Annotated in this window: 17 protein-coding genes; 9 read left to right on the top strand and 8 right to left on the bottom strand. The window is 74.4% G+C overall.

Going from position 1 to position 17299, the window contains the following annotated elements; genetic code table 11:
• Positions 1–107 precede the first annotated feature (107 nt).
• Positions 108–635 carry a DUF4190 domain-containing protein gene (locus ACTWO6_RS03410; protein ID WP_446218173.1) on the top strand — a complete coding sequence of 176 codons (528 nt, stop codon included), beginning with the start codon at positions 108–110 and terminating at the stop codon, positions 633–635.
• A 67-nt stretch (positions 636–702) separates the two neighbouring features.
• On the opposite strand, the gene ACTWO6_RS03405 is transcribed toward ACTWO6_RS03410, so the two are convergent.
• Positions 703–1659, bottom strand: coding sequence for an HpcH/HpaI aldolase/citrate lyase family protein (locus tag ACTWO6_RS03405; protein ID WP_446218172.1), 957 nt, complete (start codon positions 1657–1659; stop codon positions 703–705).
• A 127-nt stretch (positions 1660–1786) separates the two neighbouring features.
• On the opposite strand from ACTWO6_RS03405, the gene ACTWO6_RS03400 reads away from it, so the two are divergent.
• The 3 genes from ACTWO6_RS03400 (at position 1787) to ACTWO6_RS03390 (ending at position 4170) form a co-directional block, all read left to right on the top strand.
• Entirely contained in the window at positions 1787–2611 is an 825-nt protein-coding gene (locus ACTWO6_RS03400; protein ID WP_446218171.1) for an SDR family NAD(P)-dependent oxidoreductase, read from the top strand.
• A 49-nt stretch (positions 2612–2660) separates the two neighbouring features.
• Positions 2661–3440 carry a GNAT family N-acetyltransferase gene (locus tag ACTWO6_RS03395; protein WP_446218170.1) on the top strand — a complete coding sequence of 260 codons (780 nt, stop codon included), beginning with the start codon at positions 2661–2663 and terminating at the stop codon, positions 3438–3440.
• Positions 3441–3582: 142 nt separating this feature from the next.
• Positions 3583–4170, top strand: coding sequence for a hypothetical protein (locus ACTWO6_RS03390; RefSeq protein ID WP_446218169.1), 588 nt, complete (start codon positions 3583–3585; stop codon positions 4168–4170).
• A gap of 3 nt (positions 4171–4173) precedes the next feature.
• Here ACTWO6_RS03390 and ACTWO6_RS03385 read toward each other — a convergent pair whose 3' ends face one another.
• Complete coding sequence (locus ACTWO6_RS03385) at positions 4174–6333, bottom strand: amino acid permease (RefSeq protein ID WP_446220547.1); 2160 nt, start codon at positions 6331–6333, stop codon at positions 4174–4176.
• 101 nt (positions 6334–6434) lie between these two features.
• Positions 6435–7391: a DMT family transporter gene (locus tag ACTWO6_RS03380; RefSeq protein ID WP_446218168.1), complete on the bottom strand. Its 957-nt coding sequence runs from the start codon at positions 7389–7391 to the stop codon at positions 6435–6437.
• 104 nt (positions 7392–7495) lie between these two features.
• Between ACTWO6_RS03380 and ACTWO6_RS03375 the strand changes: the two genes are divergently transcribed.
• Positions 7496–8209: an HAD family hydrolase gene (locus ACTWO6_RS03375; protein ID WP_446218167.1), complete on the top strand. Its 714-nt coding sequence runs from the start codon at positions 7496–7498 to the stop codon at positions 8207–8209.
• A gap of 46 nt (positions 8210–8255) precedes the next feature.
• Here the strand turns inward: ACTWO6_RS03375 and ACTWO6_RS03370 are convergent, their stop codons facing one another.
• Positions 8256–8720 carry a hypothetical protein gene (locus tag ACTWO6_RS03370; protein WP_446220546.1) on the bottom strand — a complete coding sequence of 155 codons (465 nt, stop codon included), beginning with the start codon at positions 8718–8720 and terminating at the stop codon, positions 8256–8258.
• A 150-nt stretch (positions 8721–8870) separates the two neighbouring features.
• Positions 8871–9740: a PhzF family phenazine biosynthesis protein gene (locus ACTWO6_RS03365; RefSeq protein ID WP_446218166.1), complete on the bottom strand. Its 870-nt coding sequence runs from the start codon at positions 9738–9740 to the stop codon at positions 8871–8873.
• A gap of 33 nt (positions 9741–9773) precedes the next feature.
• Here ACTWO6_RS03365 and ACTWO6_RS03360 point away from each other — a divergent pair, with 33 nt between their 5' ends.
• From ACTWO6_RS03360 to ACTWO6_RS03350, 3 genes are all read left to right on the top strand, one after another.
• A complete protein-coding gene (locus ACTWO6_RS03360) occupies positions 9774–11060 on the top strand; it encodes a magnesium transporter MgtE N-terminal domain-containing protein (RefSeq protein WP_446218165.1) in 1287 nt (428 codons plus the stop codon).
• Entirely contained in the window at positions 11053–11658 is a 606-nt protein-coding gene (locus ACTWO6_RS03355) for a DUF1003 domain-containing protein (RefSeq protein ID WP_446218164.1), read from the top strand. The genes ACTWO6_RS03360 and ACTWO6_RS03355 overlap by 8 nt, the downstream gene beginning before the upstream one ends.
• 111 nt (positions 11659–11769) lie before the next feature.
• On the top strand, positions 11770–12918 hold the full coding sequence (locus tag ACTWO6_RS03350) for an Mrp/NBP35 family ATP-binding protein (RefSeq protein ID WP_446218163.1): 1149 nt from the start codon (positions 11770–11772) through the stop codon (positions 12916–12918).
• A gap of 66 nt (positions 12919–12984) precedes the next feature.
• Here ACTWO6_RS03350 and ACTWO6_RS03345 read toward each other — a convergent pair whose 3' ends face one another.
• Together ACTWO6_RS03345 and ACTWO6_RS03340 are read right to left on the bottom strand one after the other, a co-directional pair.
• Positions 12985–13410 carry a preprotein translocase subunit TatB gene (locus ACTWO6_RS03345; RefSeq protein WP_446218162.1) on the bottom strand — a complete coding sequence of 142 codons (426 nt, stop codon included), beginning with the start codon at positions 13408–13410 and terminating at the stop codon, positions 12985–12987.
• 72 nt (positions 13411–13482) lie between these two features.
• Positions 13483–14793, bottom strand: a complete 1311-nt coding sequence (locus ACTWO6_RS03340) for a S1C family serine protease (protein ID WP_446220545.1) — start codon at positions 14791–14793, stop codon at positions 13483–13485.
• A gap of 254 nt (positions 14794–15047) precedes the next feature.
• Here ACTWO6_RS03340 and ACTWO6_RS03335 point away from each other — a divergent pair, with 254 nt between their 5' ends.
• Positions 15048–15656, top strand: coding sequence for an O-methyltransferase (locus tag ACTWO6_RS03335; protein ID WP_446220544.1), 609 nt, complete (start codon positions 15048–15050; stop codon positions 15654–15656).
• A 58-nt stretch (positions 15657–15714) separates the two neighbouring features.
• Here ACTWO6_RS03335 and ACTWO6_RS03330 read toward each other — a convergent pair whose 3' ends face one another.
• Positions 15715–17187, bottom strand: a complete 1473-nt coding sequence (locus tag ACTWO6_RS03330) for a leucyl aminopeptidase family protein (RefSeq protein ID WP_446220543.1) — start codon at positions 17185–17187, stop codon at positions 15715–15717.
• Positions 17188–17299: the final 112 nt, after the last annotated feature.

The raw sequence follows: 17299 nt of genomic DNA, 5'->3' as shown, positions 1-17299 counted from the left end.
CCGCTGTGGACCTTCCGGGCAACGCGGCACCCGGAAAGGGGGTGCTCGGTTTTGGGTCGGGCTGGCTACCCTGACGGCGCACCCGCACCCAACGGAGATGAAACCTGATGAGTTATCCCCCGCCATCCGGTGGTTGGCACGACCCGTCCGCGCCCGGGCAGCAGTCCACGCCGCCCGCCGACCCGACCCTTCCGATGGGCGGCAGCCCGATCCCCGCCCAGCCCACCTCCGCCGACCCGTACGCCCCGGCCAACCCGTACGCCGGGACGCCGGGCGGGCAGCCGACGGCCGACCCGTACGCCGCGGCCGGCTACCCGCCGCCGGCCTACCCGCCGCCGGCCTACCCGGGGTACGGCTACCCGGCCGCGGCGAAGACCAACACCATGGCCATCGTGGCGCTGGTGCTCTCGCTGGTCGGCTTCGCCTCCTGCATCACCGCGCCGATCGGCGCGATCCTCGGCCACGTGGCCCGCAAGCAGATCCGCGAGACCGGCGAGCAGGGCGAGGGGATGGCCAAGGCCGCCATCATCGTCGGCTGGATCCTCACCGGCCTGCTGGTGCTGCTGATCGCCTTCTACGTCGTGGTGATCGTGATCGCGGTCGCCAACGGCGACACGAGCAGCAGCCGCTACTGACGAGGGAAGGGCCGTCCCGGTCGGCCGGGACGGCCCCCCGCGCCGCCCCGACGGGGGCGGCCTGCGCTCACTCCGACGGCGGGGTGAAGCTCGACGTACGGGTCATCCCGGCCGCGCGCCCCTTGGCGGCGATCACCAGGGCCATCTTGCGGGACGCCTCGTCGATCATCTCGTCGCCGAGCATCACCGCGCCGAGCTTGCCGCCCGCCTCCGAGGTGTAGTGGTCGTACGCGTCGAGGATCAGCTCCGCGTGGTCGTAGTCGGCCTGGGCCGGGGAGTAGACCTCGTTGGCCGCGTCGATCTGGCCCGGGTGCAGCACCCACTTGCCGTCGAAGCCCAGCGCGGCCGAGCGCTTGGCCACCTCGCGGAACGCGTCGACGTCCCGGATCTGCAGGAACGGGCCGTCGATGGCCTGCTTGTCGTGCATCCTGGCGGCCATCAGGATCCGCATCAGGATGTAGTGGTACGGGTCGCCCGGGTAGTCCGGGATCAGCGCGCCGACCACCAGCGACTTCATGTTGATCGAGGCCATGAAGTCGGCCGGGCCGAAGATGATGGTCTCCACCCGGGGCGAGGCGGCCGCGATGGCGTCGACGTTGACCAGGCCGGCGGCGTTCTCGATCTGCGCCTCGATGCCGATCCGGCCGACCTCCAGGCCGAGCGTCTTCTCGATCTGGGTGAGCGTCAGGTCCAGCCACTGCACCTGGGCGGCGTTCTGCACCTTCGGCAGCATGATGCAGTCCAGGTTCGCGCCGGCGCCCTCGACCACCTCGATGACGTCCCGGTAGGTCCACGGCGTGGTCAGGTCGTTCACCCGGACCACCCGGGTCTTGCCGGCCCAGTCGCCCTCGTTCAGGGCGGCGACGATGTTCTTCCGGGCGTCCGGCTTGGCCAGCGGGGCGACCGCGTCCTCCAGGTCCAGGAAGACCTGGTCGGCCGGCAGGCCCTGGGCCTTGCCGAGCATCTTGACGCTGGAACCGGGTACCGCGAGGCAGGACCGGCGGGGGCGACCGACAGCGGCCATGGATGCGCTCCTTCCGGCGTCCGGCGGGCACGCCGACGCCGATGAGTGAAAAGCCGAAAACTTAACGATCCCAAAGGGCGTGGTGACGTCACGGTAACCTCGTGCCGTGACCGGGGTGAATGGACCTGTGGAAGATCTCACTGGGCGTCGGACCGTGGTGGTGACGGGCGCCAGCTCCGGCATCGGACTGGCCGCCGCCGTCGACCTGTCCCGCCGGGGCGACCGGGTGGTGCTGGTCGGCCGGGACCCGGCCCGGCTGCAGTCGGCCGGGGACCGGGTCCGCGAGTCCTGCGGCGAGCGCCCGGAGCTGTTCCGCGCCGACTTCGCCGTCCTCGACGACGTCCGCCGGCTCGCCGAGCGGCTGCGGGAGTCGTACGACCGGATCGACGTGCTGGCCAACAACGCCGGTGCCATCGTGCTCCAGCCGGCGACCACGGTCGACGGTTTCGAGTTGACCATGCAGGCCAACCATCTGGCCCCGTTCCTGCTCAGCAACCTGCTCGCCGACCGGATCGGGCGGATGGTGGTGACCGCCTCCGGCGCGCACCGCAGCGGGGCGCTGGACCCCGACGACCTCAACGCCGCGCTGCGCCGCTACCGCCCGATGCAGGCGTACGGGACCAGCAAGCAGGCGAACATCCTCTTCACCGCCGAGGCGGCCCGGCGCTGGCCGGACGTGCCGGCGTACTCGTTCCACCCGGGCGTGGTGCGGACCCGGTTCGGCAACGAGAGCCGGCTGGTCGCGCTGGGCATGCGGCTGCTGCCGTTCCGCAGCCCGGAGAAGGGCGCGGAGACGCTGGTCTGGCTGGCCAACCAGGACCCGTCCCGGCTGATCGACGGCGGCTACTACCACGACCGGCGACCGCGCCGGCCGCTCGCCAAGGCGGCCGACCCGCGGCTCGCCGCCCGGCTCTGGAAGGCCAGCGCCAAGGCCGTCGGCATCGACGGCTGACAGGTTTTCCGGTGTCGGAGCGGGCCCTCCCGCTGCGATACTCCGCCGCATGACGGGGAACCACACCGGTGCGCGGAGCACCGACGCCGGCCGGTCGACGAGCGCCACGGAGGCCGGCGGACCGGCCGGGGAGTTGCGGGTGGGCGGCGAGGACGCGGAGCTGTCGGCCCGGCTCGAACGGGAGCTGACCGCGTACAACAACGCGGCGACCGGCGCGGACGACGAGGCCGAGCTGTCGGTGCGGGTGACCGGCCCGGACGGGGAACTGCTCGGCGGGCTGGCCGGCTGGACCTGGGGTGGTCGGGCGGGCGTCAACATGCTGTGGGTCCGGGCGGACCGCCGGCACCAGGGCTGGGGCGGCCGGATGCTGCGGGCCGCCGAGGAGGAGGCCCGGCGCCGGGGCTGCACGGAGATCTCCCTGTCGTCGTTCTCCTTCCAGGCGCCGGGCTTCTACCGGCGGCACGGCTACTCGGACACCGGCATCCGGGACGGCATCCCGGGCGGGCACGTCGGCCACCACTTCTGGAAGCCGCTGGTGGAGAACCCCGCCGGCGTCGTGCGCCTGGTCGCGCTGGTCGACTTCGCCGCCGACGCGGTCGAGGCCGGCCAGCGGTACGAGGACCGGGTGCTCGCGCTGCTCGGGCGGCACGGTGGGCGGCTGGAACGGCGGCTGCGTACCGGCGACGGGCGGCGCGAGACGCACGTGATCCGGTTCGCCGGCCGGTCCGGCTACGAGTCGTTCCTGGCCGACCCGGAGCGGGTCGCGTTGCGCGACGGGCTCGGCGAGGCCGCGCCGGTCACCCAGGTGCTGGAGGTCAACGAGGTCTGACCGACCTCGCTCTCCTCCACTTCACCACGCGGGACCGGCCAGAACAAGACTTGATCTTGGTGCTGGCGGCGCGCACCCTCATCGGCATGGACTTCGATCCCCTGGCCACCGCCCGGCGGGCGCTCTGGATCGGCGGCGCCCAGTGGGCCGGCAAGACCACCTCGCCGTCACCCTGGCCCTGCGGTACGGGCTGACCGCGTACCTCTACGACCGGCACGACGCCCGGGGGCACGAGGACCGGCGGTTTGCCGAACGGGTCCGGCGCGGTGAGCCGGCCACCGGCCCCGACCCGGACGCGGTCTGGGTGCACACCGATCCCGGACGGATGGCCGCCGACACCCTGGCCGGCTTCCCGCGCCGCTTCGAATGGGTGCTGGACGACCTCAGCGCCCTGGTCAGCGGCCGGCGGGTGGTCGTCGAGGGGTGGGGGCTGCGGCCGGAGCTGGTCGCCCCGGTCGTCGAGTCGACCGGGCAGATGGTGGTGCTGGTGCCGACGCCGGAGTTCCGGGCGTACCAGGCCGGACGGCTGCCCCGGGCGACCGCGCGGCACCCGGGGGTCAGCGACCCGGAGCGCGCGCTGCGCAACCGGCTGGCCCGGGACGAACTGGTCGCGGCGGACGCCGCCGCCCGGGCCCGGGAGCTGGGCGTACGGGTGATCGAAGTGGACGGCGGCCGGGACGCCGAGGCGGTCAGCGGGCTGGTCGCGGAGCACTTCGCGGCGTACCTGTGAGCCTCACTCGGAGATGTGCACCGGGATGCTGGTGACCACCACCCCCGGCAGCGCCCGCAGGGCGGACCGCAGCCGCTGCTCGGCCCGGCTGTGCAGCAGCCGGTGCCAGCGGCGGCGCAGCACCACCTCCGGCACGATCACGGTCAGCGTCAGCTCGGCCCGGGCGGCGTGCAGCGCCTCCAGGTAGTGCGCCAGCGGCCCGATCACCGCCCGGTACGGCGAGACGATCGTCTCCAGCCGCACATGGTCACCCCAGGCCCGCCACTGCTCCCGGAACCGGTCCGCCTCGGCGTCCTCCGGCGCGATGTGCACGGCCAGCGTCGGCTGGCCCAGCGACGCCGCGTACGCCAGCGCGCGCAGCGACGCCCGGTTCAACCGGGCGACCGGCACGATCACCAGGTGGCGTACCTCCTGGGGCAGCTCCTCGCCCTCGGCGGGCCCGGCGCGTGCCACGGACCCGTCCGCTGGCGGCGGATGCAGCGCCAGCGCCCGGTCCAGCGTGGCGTAGTGCCCGTGGATCCGGCGGAAGAGCAGCACCAGCAGGGGCACGGCGATCACCACCACCCAGGCACCCTCGGCGAACTTGGCGACCGCGGCCGTCAGCAGCACCAGCCCGGAGAGCGCGGCACCGACCGCGTTCAACGCCAGGCGATGCCGCCAGCCCCGGCCGTGCCGGCGCCGCCAGTGCACCACCATGCCGGCCTGGGAGAGGGTGAACGCGAGGAAGACCCCGACCGCGTAGAGCGGGATCAGCGACTCGGTGTGCCCGCCGAACACCACGAAGATCACCGTCGCCGTGAGGGCGAGCGCGACCAGCCCGTTGCTGAACTCCAGCCGGTCACCCAGGTGCAGGAACCGGCGGGGGGCGTGGCCGGCCCGGGCCATGAAGAAGAGCAGCCGGGGGAAGTCGTTGAACGCGGTGTTCGCCGCCAGCAGCAGGATCAGCGCGGTGGTGGCCTGGAGCAGGGCGTACCAGGGGCCGGTGGGGAAGGTGACCCGGCCGAGCTGGGAGAGCAGGGTCTCCCCCGGCCGGGGCACCAGGCCGGCCAGGTGGATCAGGACGACCAGCCCGGCGAAGAGCACCACCAGCATGCCGACCATCCAGCCCAGGGTGGTGCGGGCGTTGCGCCACTCGGTGGGCCGGAACGCCGGCACCGCGTTCGACACCGCCTCGATGCCGGTCATCGACACCGCGCCGGAGGCGAACGCGCGCAACACCAGCAGCAGACCCAACCCCTCGGCCGCCGGCACCGCCGGTGGGGGCGCCGGCGCGAACCCCCGGCCCGCCGCGCGCAGGTAGCCGACCACCAGCAGCGCCACCAGGGTGGCCACGAAGGCGTACGTGGGCAGCACGAAGATGTTGCCGGCGGTCCGCACCCCGCGCAGGTTCCCGGCCAGCAGCACCGCGATCACCAGCACGCCGAGGGGCACGGCGACCGGGCTCAGCCCGGGCAGCGCCGAGGTGACCGCGTTCATCCCGGCCGCCACCGACACCGAGACGGTCAGCACGTAGTCGAGCATCAACCCGGCTGCTGCGATGAGCCCGGCGGTGGCGCCGAGGTTGTCACCGGCCACGATGTAGGAGCCGGCGCCGTGCGGATAGGCCGGGATGGTCTGCCGGTACGACAACCCCACCGCGATCATCAGCACGACCAGCAGGGCGGCCAGCGGCAGGGAGAGCCCGAGCGCCCCGCCGCCGGCCAGCACCAGCACGGTCAGCATCGCCTCCGGTCCGTACGCGACCGAACTGAGCAGGTCCGAGGAGAGGACCGGCAGGGCGACCAGCTTCCGCATCCGCTCGTACAGCACGGCGGAGCTGCGCAACGGCGGGCCGAACAGCGCCTGCCGGAGTCGGGTCAGCCCGCGCCCCAGCCGCGAGCCGGGCAGCTGCGCCGGCTCGGTGGCGACCAGCTCGTCCGGCTTTTCGACGGTGAACATCTCGATCGGCGCCAACCGGCCGAAGCGGCTCGGCGCCGGCCGGCGCCCGTTGCGACCCAGCGTCGGGTCGACGGGCAGCTCATCCGGCCGGCGGGCGCCGCGCCAGCGTTCGCCGATCCGGCGCAGCGCCGCGCGCTCGTCCGGCGCCAGCGGGGGAAACTCGGCCGAGGGCGTGACGACGGTGCCGCGCCCGGCCTCGTCGTCGTCCGCCTGCTCCCGCGCCATCCCCACCCCCGCACTTTCACGGAAAGCCGCCCCGCCGGCTGGGGAATGGCCACTCTTCACGGGAATCCGTGGAGCCGGGTCAGGGGAAGGGCGGCGGTGGCTCAGTCGCCGAGGGGTGCGGGATCGGCGGGCAGGGGCACCGGGGCGGGGCGGCGGGGGGCACGGGCGCCGGCGAGCACGACCACGACCACGCCGGCCAGGAGCAGGCCCAGACCGGGCAGGGCGAGCGGGCGGGGCAGCTGACCCAGCCACACCCAGGCGATCAGGGCCGCCCCGGGCGCCTCCAGCAGGATCAGCACGCTGACCGTGGTGGCGGAGATCCGGTGCAGGGCGTAGTTGAACATCGAGTGGCCGAGCAGCTGGGCGCCGGCCACCAGGCCGAGAATGGCCAGCCAGGTGGCGCAGTCGTAGCCGTGCAGGCGTACCCCGCCGAGCAGGCATACCACCAGCAGGATCGCCGCGCAGACGCCGTAGCAGATGGTGGTGTACGTGGTGGTGCTGATGGTGGCCCGGGCCCGCTCGCCGAAGGCGGTGTAGACGGCGGCGAACATCCCGCCCGTCACGGCGAGCAGGTCACCGGCGAAGGCCCGGCCGGAGGCGCCGAAGTCGGCGCCGGTGGCCAGCGCCGCGCCGACCACCGCCACCGCGATGCCCGCCCAGACCGCCACCGGCAGGCGCCGGCCCTGCCAGCGGGCAATCAGCCCCTGCCACACCGGCTGCGTCGCGCCCAGCGCGGTGGCCGCGGCGACCGAGGTGAGCTGCGCGCTCGGCATCCAGGTGGCGAAGTGCGCGGCCAGCGCCACCCCGGACAGCACGCAGTACAGGCCCTCCCGCCGGCCGGCGCCGACGGCCAGCGCGCGGAACTCCCCACGCCGCTTCACCAGCGAGAACGGGCCGAGCACGGCCACCGAGAGCAGGTTGCGCCAGAACGCGATGGCGAGGGCGGGAGCGGCCGCGAAGGCGACCAGCGGGGCGGAGGACGAGACGGCCGCGACGGCGACCACGACCACGCCGACGGTCAGCGGGTCCAGGGGCGGGCGGTGCGGATCGGAGGACACGGAGAGCAATCCTCACACGGCACGGGACAGCACGGACCGTCAGTACTCCGTTACGATCAGCGCGTCCGCGCCGGCGACCCCTCGACGCCCGGAGGCGCTCCCCCATGCCCAGGTTCCAGGCGGTGTTGTTCGATTTCTTCGGCACGCTCACCCGGTCCGTCCAGCGCGGCGCGGCCCACCGCTCCACCGCCGAGCTGCTCGGCTGCCCGAGTGACACCCTGGTGGAGGTGCTCGACCGCACCTACTACCAGCGGGCCAGCGGGCTGCTCGGCAACGCCGAGGCGACCCTGCGCTGGGTCTGCGACCAGGCCGGCGTGCACCCGTCGGACGCGGCCGTCCGGGCCGCCGTCGCGTCCCGTCACCGGGCCGTACGCGCCGACACCCGGCTGCGGGACGAGGCGGTGCCGGTGCTCGCCGGGCTGCGCCAGCGGGGCGTACGCACCGGGCTGATCAGCGACTGCACGCACGAGCTGCCGGTGTTCCTGCCCCGGCTGGCGATCGCCCCGCTGCTGGACGTCCGGGTCTTCTCCGTGCAGGTGGGACGCTGCAAGCCGGACCAGGCGCTCTACCTGGCCGCGTGCCGGCGGCTCGAACTGGCCCCGGCCGACTGCCTCTACGTGGGCGACGGCGGCAGTCAGGAACTCACCGGCGCCGAGCGGGCCGGGATGACGGCGGTCCGGCTGGCCGCGCCGGACCTGGCCGAACACATGGTCTTCAACGCCGAACGGGGCTGGACGGGACGGGCGCTGACCTCGCTGACCGAGGTCCTCGAACTGGTCGACGCCGCCGTCGAGCCGGTCGCCTGCGCCGTCCCCTGACCCGGCCGACGCCGGCGACGCGTCCGGGGGTGCGTAGGGCGGCGGGTCAGCGGCGGCGGACCTTGTGCAGCCGGAACGGCTTGCGGGTGGCCCGCACCACCGGGGCCGGCCGCGGCTCCTCCGCCAGGGACTCCGCCGGCAGGTCGGCGCCCGCGACGGGCGCACCCGCCGGCGCCAGCCGGCTCAGCGCGCAGCCCTCGGCCGCCCAGCGGTCGACCAGGGCGGCCGAGGGACCGGGCGCGTTCAGCCGCTTCGCCGCGACCAGCGGCGCGGCCGTGGTCCACTCCTCGGTGCCCGGTCGCAGCCGGGTCACCCGGGCCGGCCAGGTGACGATCCGTCCGCCGTGGTCGCCGCGGAGGCTGACCCGGGCCTCGGTGGCGTCGGCCAGGCCGGGCGCGGACTGCTCGCCGGGCCCGGTGACGACGAGGAGCGCGCCCTCGAACGGCAGGCACCACAGCGCGTACGCCGGCCCGTCCCCGACGCTCACCCAGCAGACGGCCGCCTTCTTCATCGCCTCGTCGACCAGCGGCGTCGTCTCCCGGCCGTCCAGCTCGTCCGTCACCCGGACATCCTCTCGTACGCCGCCGGCCGGGCCGGCGGGGACCGTCAGCCGCACGGTATCGCCCGGCACGGCGTCGTGGCGGTACCTCGGCGGGGTCGGTCAGCCCACGAAGGGTGGGACGGCGATCTCGCCCCGCGCCACCGGCATCACCTGGCCGGCGACGGTCGCCCCCACGGCCACCCCGCCCGCCGCCGTGACGGTGCAGGCCAGCGCGGACGGCCGGTGGATCTCGACGCCCTGGCGCACGGCGTACTCCGAGCGCCCCTCGCCGGGGAGCAGCCCGGTGGCGACCAGCCAGACGCCCAGCCCGAGGGCCGCCGAGCCGGTCGCCGGGTCCTCCGGCACGCCGAGGCCCGGCACGAAGACCCGGGCGTGCGCGGTTTGGGTGTCGGGGTCCCAGGAGAAGACGCTGACGTGCTCCACGCCGTACCGCTTCGCCGCCGCCGCGTTCACCCGGGCGCGGGCCACCGCGTCCGGGCGTACCGGAAGGTAGGGGAACTCCAGGCCGCAGCCGGCCACCCGCGGCGGGGGGCCGGCGTGGTCGGCGGCGGTGAGGCCGGCCATCTCCAGCAGCGGCTCCGGGTCCAGCTCGGGGCCGAGGGTGGGCGAACCGCCGGTGAGCGTCGCGCCCGTCGCGGTCACCTCGATCGGCAGCACGCCGGCGCCGCACTCCTGGGTGACCCGGCCCACGTCGAACATCCCCCGGCGGCTGGCGGTGACCGCGGCGCCGACGCTCGGGTGCCCGGCGAACGGCAACTCCTCGGCCGGGGTGAAGATCCGCGCGCGGTAGGTCGCCCCGACCTGTGTGGGCGGCAGCACGAACACCGTCTCGGACAGGTTGAACTCCAGCGCGAGCGCCTGCATCTGCTCGGCGGCCAGCCCTTCGGCGCCGAACACCACGGCCAGCGGGTTGCCGGCGAAGGGGCGGTCGGTGAAGACGTCCACGATCTCGTAGGCCAAGGTCGACATGTTGATAAACACTAGGCCTTTAGGCTGGTGCCCGTGAGCATGCCGAACCGGGTCTACATCGCCCGACTCGCCGGAGTCGCCGTCTTCGACCCGAACGGTGACCAGGTGGGTCGGGTGCGTGACGCGGTGGCCCGGCTCCGGCCGACCCAACGCCCGCCGGAGGTGGTGGGGCTGGTCGCCGAGATGCCGATGCGGCGGCGGATCTTCCTCTCCATCAACCGGATCACCTCCATCGACGCGGACGCCGTCGTGCTCGGCAGCGGCACCCTCAACCTGCGCCGCTTCGAGAAGCGCCCGAACGAGCTGCTGGTGCTCCAGGAGCTGCTCGACCGGCGGGTGCAGTTGGAGCCGGGCGGCCAGCCGGGCACGGTGGTCGACGTGGCGATGGAGCACAGCCGGGGCGGCGAGTGGTCGCTGACCCGGGTCGCGGTCCGCGAGCAGACCGGCCGGCTCACCCGCCGCGGCCACCTGCACCAGGTCGAGTGGGACCGGGTCCGCGGCCTGAGCGACATCGCCGCCAACCGGGGTACGGCGAACCTGCTCGCCGTGCTGGAGGACATGCGCCCAGCCGACCTGGCGAACGCCCTGCAGGACCTGCCCGACGCCCGGCGCAACGAGGTGGCGGCCGCGCTGGACGACGAGCGGCTGGCCGACGTGCTCAGCGAGCTGCCCGAGCACGACCAGGTGGAGATCCTGGCCGCGCTGGACCGGGAACGCGCCGCGGACGTGCTGGAGGAGATGGACCCGGACGACGCCGCCGACCTGCTCAACGAGCTGCCCCCGCCGGAGCAGGACGTGCTGCTCGACCTGATGGAGCCGGACGAGGCCGACCCGGTCCGTCAGCTGCTGCGCTACGCCTCCGGCACGGCCGGCAGCGTGATGACGTCGGAGCCGGTGATCCTGCCGCCGGACGCCACCGTCGCGGAGGCGCTCGCCCGGATCCGGGAGGAGCAGCTCTCCCCCGCGGTGGCCGCGCAGGTCTTCGTGACCCGGGCGCCGATGACCACCCCCACCGGCCGGTACCTGGGGATGGTCCACTTCCAGCGGCTGCTCCGCGAGCCCCCGGCGGACCTGCTCGGCGGGGTGGTGGTCAACGACATCGACCCGCTCCGGCCGACCACGCCGCTGCCCGAGATCACCCGCCGGATGGCCACCTACGACCTGGTCGCCATGCCGGTGGTGGACCGCAGCATGCGGCTGGTCGGGGCGGTCACCGTCGACGACGTGCTGGACCACTCGCTGCCCCGCGACTGGCGGGACCGGGACGCCGTACCGGCCCCGTCCGCCGCCGAGGCGGAGCCGGGCGACACCGATGAGTGAGCAGCGCCGGGCCGAGCGGCTGGACCAGCCGCGCGAGCCCCGCGGCGTCAAGCTGCCCCGGTTCGACCCGGAGGCGTTCGGCCGGTGGTCCGAGGGCATCGCCCGGGGCATGGGCACGGCGAACTTCATCGTCTACATGACGGTGGTCATCGCCATCTGGTTCGTCTGGAACACGCTGGCCCCGACGAACCTGCAGTTCGACCCGTACACCTTCACGTTCCTGACCCTGGTGCTGTCGTTGCAGGCCTCGTACGCGGCGCCGCTGATCCTGCTCGCGCAGAACCGGCAGGCGGACCGGGACCGGGTGGCGCTGGAGGAGGACCGGCGGCGGGCGACCCTGCAGAAGGCGGACACCGAGTACCTGGCCCGGGAGATCGCCGCGCTGCGGATCGCGATGGGCGAGGTGGCCACCCGGGACTTCGTCCGCTCCGAGCTGGCCCGGCTCGCCGAGGAGCTGGACGAGGCGGCGCAGCGCCGGCAGAAGCTGGAACGCCGGAAGCAGGAGCGCGCCGCACGCGGCGGCGGCGAGTCGCTCGACGAGCCCCGCGACGACCTGGACGGCGACTTCGCGACCCGGGACGGCCGCCCGGAGGGCTGAGCCCGACGGGCGCCGGTCCACCGGCCCGGGCCTCGGACGGAGCCATCGATTCGCTCACACCGCCCCCCGCCAGCGGCGACCGCCGATGACCACCGACGTAACATTGCCGGCATGTCAGCACCCGTCAGCACCGTCTCCGACGCGATCCAGGCCGCCCTGGCCACCGTCAACGACCCGGAGATCCGTCGGCCGATCACCGAGCTGGGCATGGTCCGTTCCGCGGTGGTGGGCGACGACGGCGTCGTCCGGGTCGAGCTGCTGCTCACCGTGGCCGGCTGCCCGCTGAAGGACAAGCTGCGCAGCGACATCACCGCGGCCGTGGCCGCGGTGGCGGGTGTGACGGGTGTCGAGATCGAGTTCGGCGTGATGAGCCCCGAGCAGCGCCAGGAGCTCCAGTCGAAGCTGCGCGGCGGCGGCGCCAGCCAGGAGCCGGTGATCCCGTTCGCCCAGCCCGGCTCGCGCACCCGGGTGTACGCCGTGGCCAGCGGCAAGGGCGGCGTCGGCAAGTCCAGCGTCACGGTCAACCTGGCCGCCGCGCTGGCCTCCCGCGGCCTCGCCGTCGGTGTGGTCGACGCCGACATCTACGGCCACTCGGTGCCCCGGATGCTCGGCGCCGAGGGCAGCCCGACCCGGGTCGAGGACATGATCATGCCGCCGCAGGCGCACGGCGTGAAGGTCATCTCGATCGGCATGTTCACCCCGGGCAACGCGGCGGTGGTCTGGCGCGGCCCGATGCTGCACCGGGCGTTGCAGCAGTTCCTCGCCGACGTGTACTGGGGCGACCTGGACGTCCTGCTGCTGGACCTGCCCCCGGGCACCGGCGACATCGCCATCTCGGTGGCCCAACTGCTCCCCAACGCCGAGATTCTGGTGGTCACCACCCCGCAGACCGCGGCCGCCGAGGTCGCCGAGCGGGCCGGCGCGATCGCGCTGCAGACCCACCAGCGGGTGGTCGGGGTCATCGAGAACATGTCCTGGATGGAGCTGCCGGACGGCTCGCGGGTGGAGGTCTTCGGCGCCGGCGGCGGCGAGGCGGTCTCCGCGTCGCTGAGCCGGACCATCGGCGCGCAGGTGCCGCTGCTGGGTCAGATCCCGCTCGACACCCGGGTCCGCGAGGGCGGCGACGCCGGCAACCCGATCGTGCTGGCCGAGCCGGACGCCCCGGCCGCCAGGGCGCTCAACCAGATCGCCGACCGGCTGGCGGTCCGACGCGAGTCCCTCCTCGGCAAGCCGCTCGGCCTCAAGCCCGCCGGCCGCTGACCGCTGCCTGACGACGAAGGGGCACCCCGTGGCGGGGTGCCCCTTCGCGTGTCGGCTGCCCCCGGGTCAGGTGGCGTCGTCGTAGCTGGGGCGGGGAGCCGGGGCGGGGACGGCGCCGCCGGTGGCCGTGGCCGGGCGGGTGCCGTTGCCGCGCAGGTCCGCCGCGTTGGCGACGTCCTTCAGCTCGTTGTGCACGCCGGTGACGTCCGAGCGCAGGTTGTCGTACATGCTCTGCAGGGGCTTCCGGATCGCCTGCTCGTCGTCCTCGCTGAGCAGGTGCTTCCGGATAAACGCCTTCGGGTGCAGATCCTCCAGCTGGATGTCGGTGCCCAGCTCGCGGCTCAGGTCGCCGGTGGCGTTGCGGGCCATGTTGCGCAGGTTGCGGACCATCCGGAGGCCGTCGTTGATCACGGTGGGCAGCCGGTCCCCGAAGATCAGCAGCGCCAGGAGCAGCAGCGCGCCGATCTCCCACCAGTTCAGGTTGTCGAGCACTCCGGCCTCCTCGTCCGTGTCAGGGCAAGACTACGCACGTCGGGGGCCGCTCCGGGAGGGGGTGACCGGTGCTCACTTCGCATCTGCGGCGAGCGTCACCGAGGCGTTCTGCCGGGTGGATCCCCGCCGGTACTCGACCGTCACCACCGACCCGGGCGCGTACTTGCGGACCAGCGCGACCAGGTCCGTCGGCTCGGTCAACGGCCGGCCGTTCAGCCGCAGGATCACGTCGCCGGCCTTCAGCCCCGCCGCCGCCGCCGGGCCGGACGGCTCCACCGCGTTGAGGCGTACGCCGTTGCCGGCCGCCGCGCCCGTGCCGCCCACCTGGGCGCCGATCACCGTACGCCGGGCCCTGCCGGTGCCGATGATCTCCTGGGTGACCCGCTTGGCCTGGTTGATCGGGATGGCGAAGGCGAGCCCGATGTTGCCGGCCTCCTGCCCGTCGGCAACCAGTGACTTGATCGTCGAGTTCACCCCGACCACCCGGCCGGCCCCGTCGACCAGCGGGCCGCCGGAGTTGCCGTGGTTGACCGCCGCGTCGGTCTGGATCGCCGCGTAGTAGCGCACCGGGCCGCCCGGCTCGCCGGCCTGCATGGTCCGGTCCAGGGCGCTGACGATCCCTGCGGTGACCGTGTTGGCCAGCGAGAGCGGCGAGCCGATGGCGAGCACCGGGTCACCGACGGCCAGCGCGTCGGAGTCACCGAACTCCACCGGCCTGAGCCCGCTCCGGGACACCTTGATCACCGCGATGTCCGACTCCGGGTCCTGCCCGACGACGCTTGCCGGGGTCGTACTGCCGTCGTTGAAGACCACCGTGGCCTTGCCGGTGCCGCCCGCGACCACGTGGTCGTTGGTGATCACGTGCCCGTCGGCGCTGACGATGAAGCCGGAACCCTCGCTGATCCCGCCGAGGCTGGCCACCCGGACGGTGACCACGCTGGGCAGGACCTTCTCGGCGACGCGGGCCAGTGACTCCGGCTTGCGCTGGGCCAGGGCCGGGGCCTCGGCGGGACGGGCGCCGAGCACGGTGGCGGGGCCACCGCCGCGCAGGAAGGCGTAGGTCAGGGCGCTGCCGAGCGAGCCGGCCAGCAACGCGGTGATCAGCGAGATCAGCACGACCTGGCGCAGCCTCGGCCGGTTGGGGGCGTCCGGGTCGGTGACCGGCTCCGGCTCGCCGCCGTCGGCGGGAGCGGCCGGCACCACCACCGCGGCCGGTGCGTGCGGGTCGCGCCACGGGTCGGTGAGCGCGTCGGACCACCAGGGCGACGTCTGGCCACCCCCGTACGGCCCCGGCGGGGACCCGGACGCCGGCCGTCCCGCCGGTGCCGGAGTTCCGCCGGGCTGGCGCCAGTCCCAGCCGTCGGTCACGTCGGTGCCTCCCAGTCCGTCCCGCATCCCGCGCCGCGATCCGGCGGAGCCGTCCGGCAACGCCACGCGGGATACCGTCCAGGATTGCACGGATGCCCCGGGTGGAGTCAGCGGTTGCCGCCCGTGATCGTCAAGCGGCCGACTCGCGGCTGCGCCCGTCGGGTCCCGCCTCTAGGCTCATACCGCCAACCCGCCCCCGCACCACTCCCGCCGCCCGGAGGTGTCCCATCGCCACGGTCGCCAGTTCCGGCAACTCGACGGCCCAGGCCCTGCAGTTCGCCGAGTCCTACGTCACCGAGGATCTGGTGCTGCGGACCGCCCGCAGCCTCGCCCACGAGGTGGGTGTCGAGGCGGTGACGCCGGGCGCCGGCGCCGCGCTGCGGCTGCTCGCCGCCGCCGGCAACGCCCGGGCGGTGGTGGAGATCGGCACCGGCACCGGGGTCAGCGGCGTCTGGCTGCTGCGCGGCATGCGGGCCGACGGGGTGCTCACCACCATCGACGTGGAGGTGGAGCACCAGCGGATCGCCCGACGGATCTTCGTCGAGGCGGGGTTCCCGTCGGGGCGTACCCGGATCATCACCGGCCGGGCCCTCGACGTGCTGCCGCGGCTCGCGGACGGCGCCTACGACCTGGTCTTCGTCGACGCCGAGGCGACCGGCTTCACCGCCTGCGTGGACGCGGCGCTGCGGCTGCTGCGGCCCGGCGGGGTGCTCGCCCTCAACGGCACGCTGGCCGGCGGGCGGATCGGCGACCCGGCCGCCCGCGACCTTGAGACGGTCACCGTCCGGGAGACGATCAAGGCGATCCGGGAGTCGGAGCACTGGATCCCCGCGCTGCTGCCGGTCGGGCACGGCCTGCTCGCCGCCGTGAAGTGCTGAGCCGACCCCGCGTCCGGCGCACCGCCGGGTCCGCCGGGCGCGGGGGCGGACCGGGCCCTCAGCCCAGCGTGGGCAGCCAGCGCAGCAGCCCGCGTACGCCCCAGCCGGTGGCGCCCCGGGTCAGCTCGGCGTCGTCCTCCTCCGCCCAGGAGGGGGCGGACATGTCGACGTGCACCCAGCGGTCCCGCAGGTCACCGGTGAACTCGCGGAGGAAGAGCGCGGCGGTCACCGAGCCGGCACCGCGGGCCGGGGAGCTGTGCAGGTCGGCCAGCTCGCTGCCCAGGTACTCGACGTAGTCGGCGGGCAGCGGCATCCGCCAGGCGGCCTCACCGGCGGCGTCGATCGCGGCCAGCAGGTCGGCGGCGAGCTGGTCGTTCTCGCTGTAGAGGGCGCCGTGCCGCTTGCCGAGGGCCACCGCGTTCGCGCCGGTCAGCGTGGCGAGGTCGACCAGCAGGTCGGGGGCGAGCTCCTGGACCGCGTACGCCATCGCGTCGGCGAGCACCAGCCGCCCCTCGGCGTCGGAGTTGGTGGTCTCGCTGGTCAGGCCGCCGTAGTGGCGGACGATGTCGCCGGGGCGGAACGCGGACCCGCTGACCATGTTCTCCGCCAGCGGCGCCAGCGTGGTGATCCGCACCGGCAGCCGGAGCGCGGCGGCGCCCAGGGTCGCGGCGAGCACGGCGGCGGCGCCGGCCATGTCCTTGCGCATCAGCTTCATCGCCGGCACCGGCTTGATCGAGATGCCGCCGCTGTCGAAGGTGATCCCCTTGCCCACCAGCACGACGTGGGTACGCGCTTCCACCGGGTGCCAGTCCAGCTCGACCAGGCGGGGACCGCTGGCCGAGCCCTGGCCGACGGCGAGGATCCCGCCGAAGCCCTCGGCGGCGAGCTCCCCCGGCTCCCGTACCCGCAGGCGCAGGTCGGGCAGGCCGGCCACGGCCGCCGCGATCTGCTCGACGAACCACTGCGGGTTCTTCAGCGAGGAGGGGGTGTTGGTCAGGTCCCGGGCCAGCCGGGTCATCTCGGCGGTGGTCCGGGCTGCCGTCAGGGTCGGGGCGAGCGCGTCGGGGTCAGCCACCACGACGTCCACCTCGGCGAGCGCGGGTGCCCCGCCGGCCTCGGTCATCCGGAACCGGTACGACCCCAGCAGCAGCCCCTCGGCCAGGCCGCGCAGCGCCGTCGAGGCGTCGCCCGGAAGCATCACCGTGATGTGCGTCTCATCCCGGGCGGCCCGGGCGAGCGCCGCGCCGGCGGTCCGCCAGTCCCGCTCGTCGCCCTCGCCGACGCCGAGCAACACGAGCCGCTGCGGCGTCGCGCCGGGTCGCAGGTGCTCCCGCAGCTCGCCGGCGCGCCCGGTCAGCCGCGCGGCGGGCAGCAGGGCCGCCGCCTCAGCCAGCACGTCGCCGGGAGGCGGCGACGCGGTCGTGGCCAGCGCGGCCGGGGCGTCCGGGCCCTCGGCCGGCCCGACGGGACGAATGGGCAGGACGAGGGTGTCGAGCCGCGCGGGCCCGCTCACCAGACGAATCGCCAGCACGCTGGACCGTACCTCCAGAAAGTTCACGAAGCGGGACAGACCGCCGGTCACCGGCCTGCGAAGACCCTGAGCCACCGGCGGAGCCGGTGGCTCAGGGCAGGATGAACCGTCC

Source organism: Micromonospora sp. IBHARD004, assembly GCF_052814115.1.
The sequence above is the reverse complement of the archived record's forward strand: the minus strand, read 5'-3'. Positions and strand labels throughout refer to the sequence as shown.